Source organism: Pseudomonas sp. R37(2017) (genome assembly GCF_002113375.1).
In the GTDB taxonomy this organism is placed as follows: domain Bacteria; phylum Pseudomonadota; class Gammaproteobacteria; order Pseudomonadales; family Pseudomonadaceae; genus Aquipseudomonas.
Genome location: NZ_NEHO01000007.1, coordinates 182152 through 197776, shown reverse-complemented (window position 1 = coordinate 197776; position 15625 = coordinate 182152). Strand labels below are relative to the sequence as shown.

Sequence of the window (15625 nt, the reverse complement as noted above, 5' to 3'; positions counted from 1 at the left end):
AAAGTCGCGCTCAGGTAACAAACTCCCATCGCCACAAAAAATCCCCCGGAAAAATTTCATCATCGCCAGAACCCTTGTTCCAGGCGCTCTCCAGCCGTTTCTGGATTTTTCTTGAATGCTCATCCAACAAGTTGGCCGCTTGATTGCATATGCTTGTATGTACAAGTAAAGACGTATGTGTATGAGTCACGAGGACTCAACCATCGTCCACTGATTCGCCGATGTGCACTGATGCCCATTGGCTTGCTCGCCCACTGCCTGGGTTGGTTTTGGATTGATTGCTGAGGAGTTTTTTTCGTGACCAAATTTCGTGACGTCGAAATCCGCGCTGCCCGCGGTAACAAGCTGACCGCCAAGAGCTGGCTGACCGAAGCGCCGCTGCGCATGTTGATGAACAACCTCGACCCTGAAGTCGCCGAGAACCCCAAGGAACTGGTGGTCTACGGTGGTATCGGTCGTGCTGCGCGTAACTGGGAGTGCTACGACAAGATCGTTGAAAGCCTGACCAACCTGAACGACGACGAGACCCTGCTGGTGCAATCCGGCAAGCCGGTCGGCGTGTTCAAGACCCACGCGAACGCCCCGCGCGTACTGATCGCCAACTCCAACCTGGTGCCGCACTGGGCCACCTGGGAACACTTCAACGAACTGGACGCCAAGGGCCTGGCCATGTACGGCCAGATGACCGCCGGCAGCTGGATCTACATCGGCAGCCAGGGCATCGTCCAGGGCACCTACGAAACCTTCGTCGAAGCCGGTCGCCAGCACTACAACGACAACCTGACCGGCAAGTGGGTCCTGACCGCCGGTCTGGGCGGCATGGGCGGTGCCCAGCCACTGGCCGCGACCCTGGCCGGTGCCTGCTCGCTGAACATCGAATGCCAGCAGGTCAGCATCGATTTCCGCCTGAAAACCCGCTACGTCGACGAGCAAGCCAAAGACCTCGACGACGCCCTGGCGCGTATTGCCAAGTACACCAAGGAAGGCAAGGCGATCTCCATCGCCCTGTGCGGTAACGCCGCGGAAATCCTCCCGGAACTGGTGCGTCGCGGCGTGCGCCCGGACATGGTCACCGACCAGACCAGCGCCCACGACCCGCTCAACGGCTACCTGCCGGCTGGCTGGACCTGGGACCAGTACCGTGCTCGCGCCAAGACCGAGCCGGCCGCTGTGATCAAAGCCGCCAAGCAATCGATGGCCGTGCACGTCAAAGCGATGCTCGACTTCCAGAAAATGGGCGTGCCGACCTTCGACTACGGCAACAACATCCGTCAGATGGCGCAAGAAGAGGGCGTGGAAAACGCTTTCGACTTCCCTGGCTTCGTACCGGCCTACATCCGTCCGCTGTTCTGCCGCGGTATCGGTCCGTTCCGTTGGGCGGCACTGTCGGGCAACGCTGAAGACATCTACAAGACCGACGCCAAGGTCAAGGAACTGATCCCGGACGACGCCCACCTGCACAACTGGCTGGACATGGCCCGCGAGCGCATCAGCTTCCAGGGTCTGCCGGCACGTATCTGCTGGGTTGGCCTGGGTCTGCGCGCCAAGCTGGGCCTGGCGTTCAACGAAATGGTCCGTAGCGGCGAGCTGTCCGCGCCAATCGTTATCGGCCGCGATCACCTGGACTCCGGTTCGGTATCGAGCCCGAACCGCGAAACCGAATCGATGCAGGACGGTTCCGATGCGGTTTCCGACTGGCCACTGCTCAACGCCTTGCTCAACACCGCGAGCGGCGCGACCTGGGTTTCCCTGCACCACGGCGGCGGCGTCGGCATGGGCTTCTCCCAGCACTCGGGCATGGTGATCGTCTGCGACGGTACTGATGAAGCGGCCGAGCGTATCGCTCGCGTGCTGCACAACGACCCGGCCACTGGCGTCATGCGTCACGCCGATGCCGGTTACCAGATCGCCATCGACTGCGCCAAGGAACAAGGGCTGAACCTGCCGATGATTACCGGCAAGTAAGGCTTGCCCTGTAGGAGCGAGCAAGCTCGCGATAAGGCCGGCACATTCAACATCTCTGTTGACTGACAAACCGCTATCGCGAGCATGCTCGCTCCTACAGGGGCCAGCGCAAAAACAATACCCAGAACAATCCACAGAGGTTGAATCATGGCTGTCAACAGCGAGCGTGCAGGTAACAAACCGTTGATCGAGAAGCGCTCGATCGACTACATCCCGGAAGCGGAAAGACACGGTCGTCTGTTTAGCCAATTCACCCTGTGGATGGGCGCCAACCTGCAAATCACTGCGATTGTCACCGGGGCCCTGGCCGTGGTGCTGGGCGGTGATGTGTTCTGGTCGTTGATCGGTCTGTTGATCGGTCAACTGCTCGGCGGTGGCGTGATGGCGCTGCATGCCGCGCAAGGACCCAAGCTCGGCCTGCCGCAGATGATCTCCAGCCGGGTGCAGTTCGGTGTCTATGGCGCGGCCATCCCGATCGTGCTGGTGTGCCTGATGTACCTGGGCTTTACCGCAACGGGTACCGTACTTTCCGGCCAGGCGCTGGGCCAGTTGTTTGGCGTCAGCGACACGGTCGGCATTCTTCTTTTCGCCAGTGTCATCGTGCTGGTCACGGTGCTCGGTTATCGGGTGATCCATTGGATCGGCCGTGTTGCCAGTGTCATTGGCGTGATTGCCTTTGTTTATCTGTTCAGCCGCCTGATGAGCCAGGTCGATGTTGGCGCGCTGTTGCAAATCCGCCACTTCAGCTGGAGCAGTTTCCTGCTGGCGGTGTCGCTCGCGGCATCCTGGCAGATCGCCTTCGGCCCTTATGTGGCTGACTATTCTCGCTACCTGCCGAGCAAGGTTTCCTCGGTGAAAACCTTTTTCGCCGCAGGCGGCGGTTCGGTCATTGGTGCACAGGTGGCGATGGTCCTCGGTGTGTTTGCCGCCGCTTCGGCCAACGGGCAATACGCCGGCCATGAAGTGGCCTACATCGTTGGCCTGGGCGGGACCGGTGCCACCGCTGCGCTGCTGTACTTCAGCATCGCGTTCGGCAAGGTGACCATTTCCACGCTGAACTCCTACGGCAGCTTCATGTGCATTGCGACCATCATCAGCGGTTTCCGGGGTGACCTGAAGGTAACCCGCTTGCAGCGCCTGGTCTTCGTGCTGGCCATCGTCGGTGCTGCGACCCTGATGGCGTTGCTCGGTCAGCACTCGTTCCTCGGTGCGTTCAAGTCCTTCATCCTGTTCCTGCTGGCGTTCTTCACGCCGTGGAGCGCGATCAACCTGGTGGACTACTACTGCATTACCCGCGAGCGCTATGACGTACCGGCGCTGGCCGATCCGAACGGTCGCTATGGCCGTTGGAACCTCCTCGGTATCGGCGTCTATGTGTTCGGTGTGCTGGTGCAGTTGCCGTTCATTTCCACCAAGTTCTATACCGGTTCGCTGGTGGCCGCCCTCGGTGATGTGGACATTTCCTGGATCATCGGTCTGGTGCTGCCTGCAGCCCTGTATTACCTGTGCGCTAAAAAATGGCACGGCACAGTGCCAGATCAACTGATTCTGCCGGTCGAGCAGGACAGTGTTGTACAACCTGATAAAAGCGGGACCGGTCGCGCTGCGGCGCAGGCCTGATTGGACGTGGACAGGGCTGGATGCCTCTTGACTGCCGTAAGCCAATTCATGATTAGGAGCGTCACAATAATGAAATCGAAAAAGACCCTGCTGACCACATTGCTTTCCATGGGCCTGCTGGCCAGCGCCGGCGCCACTCAGGCGGCGGGTTGGTGCGAATCTGGTAAACCGGTGAAGTTCGCCGGCTTGAACTGGGAAAGCGCGATGCTCCTGACCGACGTGATGCAAGTCGTGCTGGAGAAAGGCTACGACTGCAAGACCGACAGCCTGCCGGGCAACTCCATCGCCATGGAAAACGCCCTGAGCAGCAACGATATTCAAGTGTTTGCCGAAGAATGGGTCGGCCGTAGCGAAGTCTGGAACAAGGCCGAGAAGGCCGGCAAGGTCGTCGGTGTCGGCGCGCCGGTTGTGGGTGCGATCGAAGGCTGGTACGTGCCACGCTACGTGATCGAAGGCGACGCCAAGCGCAAGCTGGAAGCCAAGGCTCCAGACCTGAAGAACATTGCTGACCTGGGCAAATACTCAACGGTGTTCAAGGACGCCGAAGAGCCATCCAAGGGCCGTTTCTACAACTGCCCGGCCGGCTGGACCTGTGAGCTGGACAACAGCGAAATGCTGAAAAGCTACGGCCTGGAAAGCGCCTACACCAACTTCCGTCCAGGCACCGGCCCGGCGCTGGATGCCGCCGTGCTGTCGAGCTACAAGCGTGGCGAGCCGATCCTGTTCTACTACTGGTCGCCAACGCCGCTGATGGGCCAGATCGACGCGGTGAAACTCGACGAGAAACCAGGCGTGAACAAGTCCGTGACCATCAAGGTCGGCCTGTCCAAGACCTTCCACGACGAAGCGCCAGAACTGGTCGCCGTTCTGGAAAAGGTCAACGTGCCAATCGACGTGCTGAACCAGAACCTGGGGCGCATGACCAAAGAGCGGATCGAGTCGCCAAAACTGGCGAAGATCTTCTTGAAGGAACATCCTGAAGTCTGGCATGCGTGGGTAAGCGAAGACGCAGCCAAGAAAATCGACGCGGCCTTGTAGGTTGAGCTTCTCCGGCTGTCGACAACGGCAGTCGGATGCTTGATCGCAACCCCTTGATTGAGAGTCTCTTATGTTTCCCGAAAGCTTTACCTTTTCCATCGCCGACTGGGTCAACGGTTGGGTCGATTCGCTGGTCACCAACTACGGCGACGTGTTCCGGCACATCTCTGACACCCTGTTGTGGGCCATCGTCAATCTTGAAAGCCTGCTGCGTGCGGCACCCTGGTGGCTGATGCTGGCCATCGTGGCGGGCGTGGCCTGGCACGCGACCCGTAAAGTCGTGACCACTGCCGTGATCGTCGGCCTGCTGTTCCTGGTGGGCGCGGTCGGCCTCTGGGACAAGCTGATGCAAACCCTGGCGCTGATGCTGGTGGCGACGATCATCTCGGTGTTGATCGGCGTTCCGCTGGGCATTCTCTCGGCCCGCAGCAATCGCTTGCGTTCGGTGCTGATGCCATTGCTGGACATCATGCAGACCATGCCGAGCTTCGTGTACCTGATCCCGGTGCTGATGCTGTTCGGCCTGGGCAAGGTCCCGGCGATTTTCGCCACGGTGATCTACGCCGCGCCGCCGCTGATCCGCCTGACCGATCTGGGTATTCGCCAGGTCGACGGCGAAGTGATGGAAGCCATCAACGCCTTTGGTGCCAACCGCTGGCAGCAACTGTTCGGCGTGCAATTGCCGCTGGCCCTGCCGAGCATCATGGCCGGGATCAACCAGACCACCATGATGGCCCTGTCGATGGTGGTGATCGCCTCGATGATCGGTGCCCGTGGCCTGGGTGAAGACGTGCTGGTGGGGATTCAGACCCTCAACGTCGGACGCGGCCTCGAAGCCGGTCTGGCGATCGTGATTCTGGCTGTGGTGATCGACCGCATTACGCAGGCGTACGGTCGTGCACGGCATGAGGTGAGCAAATGAACAAGGCAACCGTAAGCAAGATCGAAGTCAAAAACGTCTTCAAGATTTTCGGCAACCGCTCCAAGGACGCGCTGGCCATGGTCGGCCAGGGCAAGACCAAGGATCAGGTGCTGGCCGAAACCGGCTGCGTGGTCGGCGTGAACGACCTGTCGCTGAGCATCGGCAGCGGTGAGATCTTCGTGATCATGGGCCTGTCGGGTTCCGGCAAATCGACCCTGGTACGTCACTTCAACCGCCTGATCGACCCGACCAGCGGCGCGATCCTGGTGGACGGCGTGGACATCCTGCAATACGACATGGAAGCCCTGCGCGAATTTCGCCGGCGCAAGATCAGCATGGTGTTCCAGAGCTTCGGCCTGTTGCCGCACAGGACGGTGCTCGACAACGTCGCCTACGGGCTGAAAATCCGTGGCGAAAGCAAAGCCCTGTGTGCCGAACGTGCGCTGCACTGGATCAACACCGTGGGCCTCAAGGGCTACGAAAACAAATACCCGCATCAGCTTTCCGGCGGTATGCGCCAGCGTGTGGGCCTGGCTCGTGCCCTGGCGGCGGACACCGACATCATCCTGATGGACGAAGCGTTCAGCGCCCTCGATCCGCTGATCCGCGCGGAGATGCAGGACCAGTTGCTGGAGCTGCAAAAGACCTTGCACAAGACCATCGTCTTCATCACCCACGACCTCGACGAAGCCGTGCGCATTGGCAACCGCATCGCGATCCTCAAGGACGGCCGCCTGATCCAGGTCGGTACGCCGAGAGAGATCCTGCATTCGCCGGCGGATGAGTATGTCGACCGCTTTGTGCAGCGTCGGGCGGCGGTGGTCTGAGAAATTTGCAGTGAGTGAGCTGGCCTCTTCGCGAGCAGGCTCGCTCCCACAGGGAAATGCATTCCAATGTGGGAGCGAGCCTGCTCGCGAAGACGGCGGTGAAGCTGAACCAGAATTTGGATGAGGTTGAAGATGTCCCAGGCTGAAAAAATCGTTATCACCGAAGCGCAGGTTACCTGGCGGGACGTAGTCGCTGTCGCCCGTGATGGCGCACAGCTTGAGCTGTCGGCGCCGATCTGGGCGCGCATCGAAAACGCGCAGGCCATCGTCCAGCGCATCGTCACCAGCGGCGAACGTGCCTATGGCATCAACACCGGCCTGGGTGCGCTGTGCAACGTCTCGCTGCAGGACGAACAACTCAGCCAGTTATCGCGCAACACCTTGCTGAGCCATGCTTGTGGCGTGGGTGCGCCGCTGACGAACGAGCAGACCCGCTCGATCATGTGCGCAGCCATCGTCAACTTCAGCCATGGCAAATCCGGCCTGCACCGTCAGGTCGTCGAAGCACTGCTGGCGTTGCTCAACCGGGGCATCACCCCGCAAGTGCCGTCCCAGGGGTCCGTGGGCTACCTGACGCACATGGCACACATCGGCATCGCGCTGCTGGGCGTGGGCAATGTCAGCTATCGCGGGCAGATCGTTTCCGCGCAGCAAGCGCTGGCTGAAGAAGGCCTGCAACCCGTCAAGCTCGGTGCCAAGGACGGATTGTGCCTGGTCAACGGTACGCCTTGCATGAGCGGCCTGAGCTGCCTGGCGATTGCCGATGCCACGCGCCTGCTGGAATGGGCCGACGTGATCGGTGCCATGAGCTTCGAAGCCCAGCGCGGACAGATCGATGCGTTCGACGCAGAGATCATCGCGCTCAAGCCGCACCCGGGCATGCAACAGGTCGGGATCAACCTTCGGGCCTTGCTCGATGGCAGCGAAGTGATTGCCCAGAGCAAAGGCATTCGTACCCAGGATGCCCTGAGCATTCGCTCGATCCCGCAGGTTCACGGTGCTGCGCGCGATCAACTGGTGCACGCGATCAAACAGATCGAAACCGAGCTCAACGGCGCCACCGACAACCCGCTGGTGCTGGGCACCACGGACAATTACCGGGTGGTGTCCCAGGCCAACCCTCACGGCCAGTCCGTGGCAATGGCGGCGGACCTGCTGGCGATCGCCATGGCGGAAATCGGCTCCATCGCCGAGCGTCGCCTGGACCGTTTGATCAACCCGCACGTCAGCGGTCTGCCGGCTTTCCTGGTGGCCAACCCGGGCGTGAACTCCGGGATGATGATCGTGCAATACGTGGCCGCTTCGCTGTGCGCGGAGAACCGTCAACTGGCGCAACCGGCCGTCCTCGACAATTACGTCACATCAGGTCTTCAGGAAGATCACCTGAGCATGGGCACCAACGCTGCGCTGAAGCTGCATCGCGCCCTGGAAAACTGCACGCAGATCCTCGCCATCGAGTATTTGCTGGCGGCCCAGGCGTTTGAGTTCCTGAAAGAACAACGCTTCGGCGCGGGCACCGATGCCGCCTGGCGTCTGCTGCGCGAGCGAGTGCCTGCCTACGACCAGGACCGTTGGCTGGCGCCCGACATTGCCACCGCCGCCAGTGTTCTGAAAGACCCTGTTTTGCTGCAAAAAGCCTTACCGAACTTGAACTGATTTCCCTACACGACCAGCGTGCCAAGGCGCTTACCCCCTCAAAAAGGGGAAGCGACGGACAACGGATATCTCCGGAGCGTCTGGTTAGTTAATCGCTAACTCTCAAAAGGAGCACAAAAATGACTTCGCTAAACCTGATTCCCGGCCAACTGAGCCTCGCCCAACTGCGTGACGTCTATCAGCAACCGGTGAAACTGACCCTCGACAACAGCGCTTCGGCCCAGATCGAAGCCAGCGTCGCCTGCGTGGAACAGATCATCGCCGAGAACCGCACCGCCTACGGCATCAACACCGGTTTCGGTCTGCTGGCCTCGACCCGTATCGCCAGCGAAGACCTGGAAAACCTGCAGCGCTCGCTGGTGCTGTCCCACGCCGCCGGTGTCGGCCAGCCAATCAGCGACGACCTGGTGCGCTTGATCATGGTGCTCAAGGTCAACAGCCTGAGCCGTGGTTTTTCCGGTATCCGCCGTGTGGTGATCGACGCGCTGATCGCCCTGATCAATGCCGAGGTTTACCCGCACATTCCGCTGAAAGGTTCGGTCGGTGCTTCCGGTGACCTGGCGCCTTTGGCCCACATGTCGCTGGTGCTGCTGGGCGAAGGCAAGGCACGCTACAAAGGCGAGTGGATGGAAGCCACCGAAGCGCTGAAAGTCGCCGGTCTCACTCCGCTGACCCTGGCCGCGAAAGAAGGCCTGGCGCTGCTCAACGGCACCCAGGTGTCCACCGCGTTTGCCCTGCGTGGCCTGTTCGAAGGTGAAGACCTGTTCGCCGGTGCCCTGGCGCTGGGTGGCCTGACCGTTGAAGCGGTGCTGGGTTCGCGCTCGCCGTTCGACGCACGCATCCACGCCGCCCGTGGACAGAAAGGCCAGATCGACGCCGCCGCCGCGTACCGCGATCTGCTGGGCGAGCGCAGCCAAGTCTCCGACTCCCACGAAAACTGCGAGAAGGTCCAGGACCCGTACTCCCTGCGTTGCCAGCCGCAAGTCATGGGCGCCTGCCTGACTCAGTTCCGCCAGGCCGCCGAAGTGCTGGCGATCGAAGCCAACGCCGTATCGGACAACCCGCTGGTGTTCGCCGCTGAAGGCGATGTGATCTCTGGCGGCAACTTCCACGCCGAGCCGGTGGCCATGGCCGCCGACAACATCGCCCTGGCCATCGCTGAAATCGGTTCCCTGAGCGAGCGTCGCATCTCGTTGATGATGGACAAGCACATGTCGCAGTTGCCGCCATTCCTGGTGGCCAACGGTGGCGTGAACTCCGGCTTCATGATCGCCCAGGTGACCGCGGCGGCACTGGCCAGCGAGAACAAGGCGTTGGCCCATCCGCATTCGGTGGACAGCCTGCCGACTTCCGCCAACCAGGAAGACCACGTGTCGATGGCTCCGGCAGCGGGCAAGCGTCTGTGGGAAATGGCCGAGAACACCCGTGGGATTCTCGCCGTTGAATGGCTGGCCGCCGCCCAGGGCCTGGACCTGCGCAATGGCCTGAAGACCTCGCCGAAGCTGGAAAAGGTTCGCGCCATCCTGCGTAACGAAGTGACGACCTACGAGAAAGACCGTTTCTTCGCGCCGGACATCAATGCGGCGTCTGAATTGTTGGCTTCGCGTTGCCTGAACGAACTGGTGACGGCGAAGTTGCTGCCTAGCCTGTAATGGCCCTTCGCGAGCAGGTTCGCTCCCACAGGGTTCATGCAATCCAATGTGCGGACGAGCTTGCTCGCGATTCGTTTTAACGTCGAATAAGAATAATTGGGACGAGAAATGCAACAGCCTGAAAAAGGTTTGAAACGCGGGCTTTCCGCCCGACATATTCGCTTCATGGCGCTGGGGTCGGCAATCGGCACCGGGCTGTTTTACGGTTCTGCCTCGGCCATTCAAATGGCCGGGCCTGCGGTGCTGCTCGCGTACCTGATCGGTGGCGCGGCGGTGTTCATGGTCATGCGCGCCCTCGGTGAGATGGCGGTGCACAACCCGGTGGCCGGTTCCTTTGGCCAGTACGCCAGCACTTACCTGGGGCCGATGGCGGGCTTCATCCTCGGTTGGACCTACGCCTTCGAAATGGTCATCGTCGGCATGGCCGACGTGACCGCGTTCGGGATTTACATGGGCTTCTGGTTCCCGGAGGTTTCCCGCTGGATCTGGGTGCTGGGGGTCGTTTCCATCGTCGGCGGCTTGAACCTGTGCAATGTCAAAGTCTTCGGTGAAATGGAGTTCTGGCTGTCGCTGCTCAAGGTCGCGGCCATCGTCGCGATGATCCTGGGTGGTTTCGGCATCATGCTGTTCGGCATCAGCACGGCCCCGGGCCAGGCGACCGATATCAGTAACCTCTGGACCCAGGGCGGCTTCATGCCCAATGGCATCGGCGGTCTGATCGCTTCGTTCGCGGTGGTGATGTTTGCGTTTGGCGGCATCGAAATCATCGGCGTAACGGCAGGTGAAGCCAAGGACCCGCAGCACGTGCTGCCCCGGGCGATCAATGCCGTACCGTTGCGGATCCTGCTGTTTTACGTGCTGACGATGCTGGTGCTGATGTCGATCTTTCCTTGGCAGCAGATCGGCAGCCAGGGCAGCCCGTTCGTGCAGATCTTCGACAAGCTGGGGATCGGCTCGGCGGCCACTATCCTCAATATCGTGGTGATCACGGCGGCGATTTCGGCGATCAACAGTGACATCTTCGGCGCTGGCCGCATGATGTTCGGCCTGGCCCAGCAAGGCCATGCACCCAAGGGCTTCGCCCGCCTGTCGCGCAATGGCGTGCCATGGATGACGGTCGTGGTGATGAGTGCCGCGCTGTTGCTGGGCGTGTTGCTGAACTACTTGATCCCGGAAAACGTGTTCCTGTTGATCGCGTCCATCGCCACCTTTGCCACGGTGTGGGTCTGGCTGATGATTCTGGTGACCCAGGTGGCCATGCGCCGGTCCATGACTGCCGAGCAGGTGGCACAACTGAAGTTCCCGGTACCGTTCTGGCCCTATGCGCCGGCGGCGGCGATTGTCTTCATGCTGTTCATTTTCGGCGTGCTGGGCTATTTCCCGGACACCCAGGCAGCGCTGATCGTCGGGGTGGTGTGGATCGTCTTGCTGGTGCTGGCTTACCTGACGTGGGTGAAACCGGCGGCGGGTCAGGCAGCCCTGGTGACGCAGGATCCAACTTTTTCTCATCGATAACCTAATGGAGGCCAAGGATGAAAACTCTCTGGCAACACTGTCACGTCGCAACCATGGCACAAGGCGTCTACTCGATCATCGAGGACGCGGCCATCGTGACGTCAGGAGCGCACATTGAGTGGATTGGCCCGCGCGGCGAGTTGCCGGCGGGCGAGTATCCGGCCGTCAATGATCTGAACGGGGCCTGGGTCACGCCAGGCCTGATCGACTGCCACACTCACACGGTGTTCGGCGGCAACCGCAGCGGCGAATTCGAAAAGCGCCTGCAAGGCGTCAGCTACGCGGAAATCGCCGCCAGCGGTGGCGGCATCGCCAGTACCGTGCGGGCTACCCGCGCGGCCAGCGAAGACGAGTTGTTCGCCAGTGCCGCCAAGCGCCTGAAAAGCCTGATGCGCGATGGTGTCACCAGCATCGAAATCAAGTCCGGCTACGGCCTGGACCTGGCCAACGAGCGCAAGATGCTGCGCGTGGCCCGTCGTCTCGGCGCCGAATTGCCGGTCAGCGTGCGCAGCACCTGCCTGGCGGCTCACGCCTTGCCGCCGGAATACGCCGATCGCGCTGATGACTACATCGATCACATCTGCGCCGACATGCTCCCGGCCCTGGCCGCCGAGGGGCTGGTCGATGCCGTGGATGCGTTCTGCGAGTACCTGGCGTTCTCCCCGGCGCAGGTCGAGCGGGTGTTCATTACCGCTCAGGAACTGGGCTTGCCAGTTAAGCTGCATGCCGAACAGTTGTCGTCGCTGCACGGCTCGAGCCTGGCGGCGCGTTACCACGCGTTGTCCGCCGATCACCTGGAGTTCATGACCGAGGACGACGCCATCGCCATGGCCAAGTCCGGGACTGTCGCGGTGCTGTTGCCCGGTGCCTTTTACTTCCTGCGCGAGACCCAATTGCCGCCAATGGATGCCTTGCGCAAGCACGGTGTGAAAATCGCCGTCGCCAGCGACCTCAACCCGGGCACATCGCCGGCACTGTCGTTGCGCCTGATGCTGAACATGGCTTGCACCTGCTTCCGCATGACCCCGGAAGAAGCCTTGGCCGGCGCGACGATTCATGCTGCCTCTGCACTGGGCATGGCGGACACCCATGGTTCGCTGGAGGTGGGCAAGGTTGCGGATTTCGTCGCCTGGCAAATCGAACGTCCGGCCGACCTGTCGTACTGGCTGGGCGGCGACCTGGAAAAACGCGTCGTGCGCCACGGCGTCGAAACGAGTCTGTAGGAGATCTGCTGTGGATAAGGTTCTGAACTTCAAACAAGGCCGCGTACCGCTGCTGATCAGCATGCCTCATGCCGGTGTGCGCCTCACCCCTGCGGTCGAGTCCGGGCTGATCCCTGACGCGAAAAGCCTGCCGGACACCGACTGGCACATTCCGCAGCTGTACGATTTTGCCGCCGAACTGGGGGCCAGCACCCTGGCCGCCGAGTACTCGCGGTTCGTCATCGACCTGAACCGGCCGTCCGACGACAAGCCCTTGTACGCGGGTGCAACCACTGGCTTGTACCCGGCCACACTGTTCGACGGCGTGCCGTTGTTCCGTGACGGCCTGGAGCCATCGAAAGAAGAACGTGCGACTTACCTTGAGCGGATCTGGACGCCGTACCACAGCACCTTGCAGCAGGAACTGGCGCGATTGAAGGCCGAGTTCGGCTACGCACTGCTGTTCGATGCCCACTCGATCCGCTCGATCATCCCGCACCTGTTCGACGGCAAGTTGCCGGACTTCAACTTCGGCACCTTCAATGGCGCCAGTTGCGATCCTCAATTGGCGACGCAGCTCGAAGCGATTTGCGCGCGTCACGATAACTACACCCACGTGCTGAACGGACGCTTCAAAGGCGGCCACATCACTCGCCATTACGGCAATCCGGCCGAGAACATTCACGCCGTTCAGCTGGAATTGGGGCAGTGCACTTATATGGAAGAGTTCGAGCCGTTCCGTTATCGCGCGGACCTGGCGGAGCCGACGCGGGTGGTGTTGAAAGAATTGCTGCAAGGCCTGCTCACCTGGGGTCAGGAGCGCTACGGCGCCTGACTCGCCTTCTGTAGGAGCGAGCTTGCTCGCGATGGACGCCAACGATAACTCTGGCTACCTGAATGCCCGCGTTGTCTGAACGTCCATCGTGAGCTCGCTCCTGCAGAGGCAGGGTTCACGGTGGGTCAAGGTTATCCAACACTCGATTCACCGCCATTTCCCCCAACATGATCGACTGCTGAATCCCCAACAGAATGTGGCCATCCGATTCCCTCATGTCTCGGGCGAAGTCGCTGGCCATGGCGCTGGCCGAGGCCAGGGAAACGCAGGCGTATTCGAGCAGGGTGTGGTTGTCGATACCGGGAGCGAGGTGGAAGAGGCGGCTGAGTTGGCGTGCAGTGCCGTTCGTATTGGTCATGATTCAGGTCCTTGAAGAATAGGGAGCATGAATGGCAGCCAACACCGAATCGCGACTAATCAAGAGGGTGGCAGCTGTGCGCAGGTTAGTAGACCGGGCAAAGAAAACCGGCGCGCCCGAAGGCGCCCTGCGCACGGCTGCCGTCAAGGGCAGGTATGGACATACCTGCCTTTCAGGAGCGCAAATGCGCTTTCTTTGCAGTGGGCTACTAAACCCAATCACTGGTAATCAGTGACCCGAATCAAGTTAGCGACAGCCCTCGAAGCGCACAAGCTGGCGGATTCTGGAGCAGTTGTAGGTAACGCCGCAAGGCGCTGTAGCCTGTCGGAAGGGTTTCAGAAATGTCCTACTAGCGAGGGTGAAATGTCTGAGGAGTCGCTGCCAGGCTGAGGCTTTTGGATCTTCTGGTCCGCAAAGGGCCACGTAGCAGTCACAACAGAAAAATCTCTCCCCACCAAGCACATGCTCATTGACGTAATTCGGGTTTATGATGCCGGACGGCAGAATAATAGAAGTCCCCCCAGGGATGAACTCGACCCCTTACGGAGTGCGCAATGCAGACTTTGTACCCGCAGATCAAACCCCACGCCCGGCACGATCTGGCCGTCGACGAAACCCACACGCTGTATGTCGACGAAAGCGGTTCACCGGAAGGTTTGCCGGTCGTGTTCATCCACGGCGGACCCGGCGCCGGATGCGATGCGGCGAGTCGCTGCTACTTCGATCCAAATCTGTATCGCATCGTCACCTTCGATCAGCGCGGTTGCGGTCGCTCCACTCCCCACGCCAGCCTGGAAAACAATACCACCTGGGATCTGGTCGCCGACCTTGAGCGAATTCGCCAGCACCTGGGTATCGACAAATGGGTGCTGTTTGGCGGCTCCTGGGGTTCGACCCTGGCGCTGGCCTATGCGCAAACCCATCCTGAACGTGTACACGGCCTGATCCTGCGCGGGATCTTTCTGTGCCGTCCGCAGGAAATCGAATGGTTCTACCAGGCCGGCGCCAGTCGACTGTTCCCCGATTACTGGCAGGACTACATCGCGCCGATTCCGCTGGACGAGCGCGACGATTTGCTTGCCGCGTTCCACAAGCGTCTGGTGGGCAACGACCAGATTGCCCAGATGCACGCGGCCAAGGCCTGGTCCACCTGGGAGGGGCGCACCGCGACCCTGCGTCCGAACCCGCTGGTAGTCGATCGCTTCTCCGAGCCACAACGTGCCTTGTCGATTGCCCGCATCGAGTGCCACTACTTCAGCAACAACGCTTTCCTGGAACCGAACCAGTTGATCCGCGACATGGGCAAGATCGCCCATTTGCCCGGCGTGATCATCCATGGTCGTTATGACGTGATCTGTCCGCTGGATAACGCCTGGGAATTGCACCAGGCCTGGCCGAACAGCGAACTGCAGGTCATCCGCGATGCCGGTCATGCCGCCTCCGAACCGGGCATTACCGACGCGCTGGTACGCGCCGCCAATCTGATGGCCCGGCGTCTGCTCGACCTGCCGCCCGAAGAAGCATGAAGGGCCTGCTGCAACGGGTGCGTGGCGCACGAGTAGAGGTGGCGGGCGAGGTCGTGGGTGCCGTCGATCAGGGATTGTTGGTCCTGGTGGCCGTCGAGCCCGACGATACGCGGGCCAGCGCCGACAAACTTCTCAATAAGCTGCTTAACTATCGAGTGTTCAGTGACGCTGAGGGCAAGATGAATCTGTCCCTGGCGGACGTGGGCGGTGGGCTGTTGCTGGTCTCTCAGTTCACCCTGGCTGCCGATACCAAAAGCGGGCTGCGTCCGAGTTTCTCGACCGCGGCCCCTCCGGCACTGGGAGAGGAATTGTTCGACTATCTGTTAAGCAAAGCGAAACAGGTGCATGGCATTGTGGCATCAGGTAGATTCGGCGCGGATATGCAGGTGCACCTGGTCAATGATGGCCCGGTAACCTTCCTGTTACAGACCTGAAAGCGCTTGAAACAAGTTTTTAAGCTCATTTCGACCGGAAACAGGGCTTTATCGCGATAAATACTTTGTTACCCC

13 protein-coding genes are annotated in these 15625 nt (G+C 60.9%); 12 read left to right on the top strand and 1 reads right to left on the bottom strand.

Going from position 1 to position 15625, the window contains the following annotated elements; translation table 11 throughout:
• Nucleotides 1-297 precede the first annotated feature (297 nt).
• The 10 genes from hutU to hutG all read left to right on the top strand — a co-directional run bounded on the left by hutU (nt 298) and on the right by hutG (nt 13232).
• Complete coding sequence (hutU, locus tag CAG47_RS14140) at nt 298-1965, top strand: urocanate hydratase (RefSeq protein ID WP_085725477.1); 1668 nt, start codon at nt 298-300, stop codon at nt 1963-1965.
• 147 nt (nt 1966-2112) lie between these two features.
• On the top strand, nt 2113-3585 hold the full coding sequence (locus tag CAG47_RS14135; RefSeq protein WP_085725476.1) for a cytosine permease: 1473 nt from the start codon (nt 2113-2115) through the stop codon (nt 3583-3585).
• Nucleotides 3586-3654: 69 nt separating this feature from the next.
• On the top strand, nt 3655-4623 hold the full coding sequence (locus CAG47_RS14130; RefSeq protein ID WP_085725475.1) for an ABC transporter substrate-binding protein: 969 nt from the start codon (nt 3655-3657) through the stop codon (nt 4621-4623).
• Nucleotides 4624-4693: 70 nt separating this feature from the next.
• Nucleotides 4694-5545 carry a proline/glycine betaine ABC transporter permease gene (locus CAG47_RS14125; RefSeq protein WP_085725474.1) on the top strand — a complete coding sequence of 284 codons (852 nt, stop codon included), beginning with the start codon at nt 4694-4696 and terminating at the stop codon, nt 5543-5545.
• Nucleotides 5542-6372, top strand: coding sequence for a glycine betaine/L-proline ABC transporter ATP-binding protein (locus CAG47_RS14120; RefSeq protein ID WP_085725473.1), 831 nt, complete (start codon nt 5542-5544; stop codon nt 6370-6372). Before CAG47_RS14125 ends, CAG47_RS14120 begins: the two co-directional genes overlap by 4 nt.
• A gap of 132 nt (nt 6373-6504) precedes the next feature.
• Nucleotides 6505-8028, top strand: a complete 1524-nt coding sequence (gene hutH, locus CAG47_RS14115; protein ID WP_085725472.1) for a histidine ammonia-lyase — start codon at nt 6505-6507, stop codon at nt 8026-8028.
• A 119-nt stretch (nt 8029-8147) separates the two neighbouring features.
• Nucleotides 8148-9680 (top strand): histidine ammonia-lyase, encoded by a 1533-nt coding sequence (gene hutH / locus CAG47_RS14110; protein WP_085725471.1) that lies wholly within the window; start codon nt 8148-8150, stop codon nt 9678-9680.
• A 108-nt stretch (nt 9681-9788) separates the two neighbouring features.
• Nucleotides 9789-11195 (top strand): amino acid permease, encoded by a 1407-nt coding sequence (locus CAG47_RS14105; protein WP_085725470.1) that lies wholly within the window; start codon nt 9789-9791, stop codon nt 11193-11195.
• Nucleotides 11196-11212: 17 nt separating this feature from the next.
• Nucleotides 11213-12418, top strand: coding sequence for an imidazolonepropionase (gene hutI / locus CAG47_RS14100; protein WP_085725469.1), 1206 nt, complete (start codon nt 11213-11215; stop codon nt 12416-12418).
• A gap of 10 nt (nt 12419-12428) precedes the next feature.
• Nucleotides 12429-13232 (top strand): N-formylglutamate deformylase, encoded by an 804-nt coding sequence (gene hutG, locus CAG47_RS14095; RefSeq protein WP_085725468.1) that lies wholly within the window; start codon nt 12429-12431, stop codon nt 13230-13232.
• A 115-nt stretch (nt 13233-13347) separates the two neighbouring features.
• Here the strand turns inward: hutG and CAG47_RS14090 are convergent, their stop codons facing one another.
• Nucleotides 13348-13590: a DUF6124 family protein gene (locus tag CAG47_RS14090; protein ID WP_085725467.1), complete on the bottom strand. Its 243-nt coding sequence runs from the start codon at nt 13588-13590 to the stop codon at nt 13348-13350.
• Nucleotides 13591-14144: 554 nt separating this feature from the next.
• Between CAG47_RS14090 and pip the strand changes: the two genes are divergently transcribed.
• Both pip and dtd read left to right on the top strand, forming a co-directional pair.
• On the top strand, nt 14145-15116 hold the full coding sequence (gene pip / locus CAG47_RS14085) for a prolyl aminopeptidase (protein ID WP_085725466.1): 972 nt from the start codon (nt 14145-14147) through the stop codon (nt 15114-15116).
• Nucleotides 15113-15550, top strand: a complete 438-nt coding sequence (gene dtd / locus CAG47_RS14080; RefSeq protein ID WP_085725465.1) for a D-aminoacyl-tRNA deacylase — start codon at nt 15113-15115, stop codon at nt 15548-15550. The genes pip and dtd overlap by 4 nt, the downstream gene beginning before the upstream one ends.
• Nucleotides 15551-15625 lie beyond the last annotated feature (75 nt).